This window comes from Dolichospermum sp. LEGE 00240 (assembly GCF_015207875.1).
Lineage (GTDB): Bacteria > Cyanobacteriota > Cyanobacteriia > Cyanobacteriales > Nostocaceae > Dolichospermum > Dolichospermum gracile.
Window position 1 is genome coordinate 1 of record NZ_JADEVZ010000153.1, and the last position, 2,491, is coordinate 2,491.

Sequence of the window (2,491 nt, forward strand, 5' to 3'; positions counted from 1 at the left end):
ATTAGTCAGAGACTACGAGTTACTACCTGAAACCTCTGAGACTTTTATCTATCTAGCTATGATCCGTATCATGATCAGGCGATTGGCATAAATTTTGACTCCTCAAAACTTTTCAAACATCCTCTTATGGGTTTGCAAAAATATAAAAAATAAAATAAATACCCTCATACTTTGACAAACTAACCCCGCAGATATTAAAAAATGTATTCTGCGTTGGTTAAGTAATATTAGGAAAACTGTTGAGTTGATGTGATATGTAGGGGTAAAGCAAAAGCTTAATGGTGTCAACTTAACGCAAAATCTTCATCCCGCAAGGAACTCAAGTTCCTTGCTAATAGCGAAAGTCATCTTTTAGATGACTAAATACTAGGAAAATTCATTAGTCCGTTTTAACGGACTTGAGCTATGAGACAGGGAATTTATTCCCTGGCAGGTGTGGAAGCCAAACAAATAAGCCATCTGTAACCTAAGTTGACACCAATGAGTAGTGCTAAACCCCTACCATATATCGAAGTTAAAGTGATTCATATTGACTTCATATCACTAAAATTAATAACGTTGAAAGGTTACTGATCACTTATTTGTCAATTTGTCAATAGTAAATTTTTACTATCGCTCAAATTAGATCATTTTTAAGCAAATTTATGGCTAAAATTTTTGTAAAGTTTTGTATCAGCCTGGGAAATTAATTTCTGAAACTACTGTTAATAAAGGGTTTGAGACTAACATCTTCTGAAAAATCCAAAATTGACAATAATAGGCCAATTATGAAATTCTCTGAAATTATAGCAAATCGCTGAAAGTATAGCAACCTCGTTGATAAATAGAAAAGATTCTCAATTAATTATTAAGAAAATCTAAAGGCAAATTGCTAAAAGTTATAAATATCAAAAGTATTATTGATTTTCTATAATTTAAGCTTATCACAACATATTTGATAAATAGCATCTAGGATAAAACTAAGAGCATATTATTAGATTATGATTGTGCGATCGCAAAGTGCTGCTGCAAGCAGTTCGCTCTTTTGGCACACAAACCCTAAATCTAGCCAGATTACCAGCTTGGACAATTGAAGATGGTATCATATATTCTCGTTTTGCTGGATTACGCGCGAGGAAATAAGTGAAAGTTTTAGTTATCGGGAATGGGGGACGGGAACACGCTCTAGCGTGGAAATTGCTGCAATCTGATCAAATCGAGCAAGTTGTCTGTGTACCAGGTAATGGTGGTACTGCAACTATGCCCGGTTGTAAAAACTTGCCCTTAGCAGTGGATGATTTTGCAGGTATTAGCCAATATGCGGTAAATAATGATATTCCTCTAGTAATTGTTGGACCAGAAATACCTTTAGCTCAGGGAATTACTGATTATTTGCAAAATCAAGGCTTAATGGTATTTGGTCCAAATAAGGAAGGGGCGCAAATAGAAGCAAGTAAAGCCTGGGCTAAAGCATTAATGACAGAAGCCGGAGTTCCCACAGCTAAATCTGCGGTATTTACAGAAGTAGCCCCAGCAAAAGCTTACATTCAATCCGCAGGTGCGCCCATTGTCATTAAAGCCGATGGTTTAGCGGCTGGTAAAGGTGTCACAGTTGCTGAAACCATTGCCCAAGCTGAAGCAGCAATTGAGGCAATTTTTCAAGGGCAATTTGGATCTGCTGGTAGTTCCGTCGTCATTGAAGAATGTTTAGTCGGGCAAGAAGTATCTATTTTAGCTTTCACCGATGGTTTAACCATTCGCCCATTATTACCTGCTCAAGATCATAAGCGCGTTGGTGAAGGTGATACAGGAGATAATACCGGAGGCATGGGTGCTTATGCTCCTGCGCCAATTGCGACACCGGAGTTAATGGCACGGGTACAAACAGAAGTATTAGAAAGAACTATTCACGCCTTACAGGCTAGGGGCATTGACTACCGAGGCATTTTGTATGCGGGGTTAATGATTTCACCAGATGGGGATTTTCGGGTTTTAGAATTTAACTGTCGCTTTGGTGATCCAGAAACCCAAGTGATTTTACCAATGCTAGAAACACCTTTGGAAGACTTAATCTTGGCTTGTATAGAACAGCGGTTAGGAGATATGCCGCCGATTGCTTGGAAACAAGGGGCTGCGGCGACGGTGGTGGCTGCTTCTGGTGGTTATCCGGGAGAGTATGCCAAAGGCAAGGTAATTACTGGTCTGGCCGCAGCCGAGACCGCCGGGGCGACGGTTTTTCATGCGGGGACAAGGTTAAATGCCGTCCAGGAAGTTGTGACAGATGGCGGTAGGGTGTTAAATGTCACTGGCTTGGGTGAGGATTTTCAAGCAGCTTTAGCTCAAGCTTATGCAGGTATTGAAAATATTCAATTTGATGAAATGTATTATCGCCGAGATATTGGTTATCGGGTTTTAGGTTGATTTTTGGGTACTTGAATTAGATTTTTTGCTCTCGCAGAGGCGCAGAGGCACAGAGGAATCTTCAATAAATCCTCCCCCCTGCCCCCTGCCC

2 protein-coding genes and 1 pseudogene are annotated in these 2,491 nt (G+C 40.0%); 2 read left to right on the forward strand and 1 reads right to left on the reverse strand.

Annotated elements, in window-relative coordinates; genetic code table 11:
* Positions 1-91 (forward strand): annotated as a pseudogene (locus tag IQ226_RS24660) (IS5/IS1182 family transposase); the annotation flags it as partial.
* A gap of 868 nt (positions 92-959) precedes the next feature.
* Here IQ226_RS24660 and IQ226_RS25760 read toward each other — a convergent pair.
* Positions 960-1,085: a hypothetical protein gene (locus IQ226_RS25760; RefSeq protein ID WP_255540003.1), complete on the reverse strand. Its 126-nt coding sequence runs from the start codon at positions 1,083-1,085 to the stop codon at positions 960-962.
* 37 nt (positions 1,086-1,122) lie between these two features.
* Between IQ226_RS25760 and purD the strand changes: the two genes are divergently transcribed.
* Positions 1,123-2,400 carry a phosphoribosylamine--glycine ligase gene (gene purD, locus IQ226_RS24665; RefSeq protein WP_193899756.1) on the forward strand — a complete coding sequence of 426 codons (1,278 nt, stop codon included), beginning with the start codon at positions 1,123-1,125 and terminating at the stop codon, positions 2,398-2,400.
* Positions 2,401-2,491 lie beyond the last annotated feature (91 nt).

Excerpts from the sequence above, each read along its gene's own strand:
- IQ226_RS25760 (WP_255540003.1), bottom strand. The coding sequence starts at position 1,085 with ATGATACCATCTTCAATTGTCCAAGCTGGTAATCTGGCTAGATTTAGG.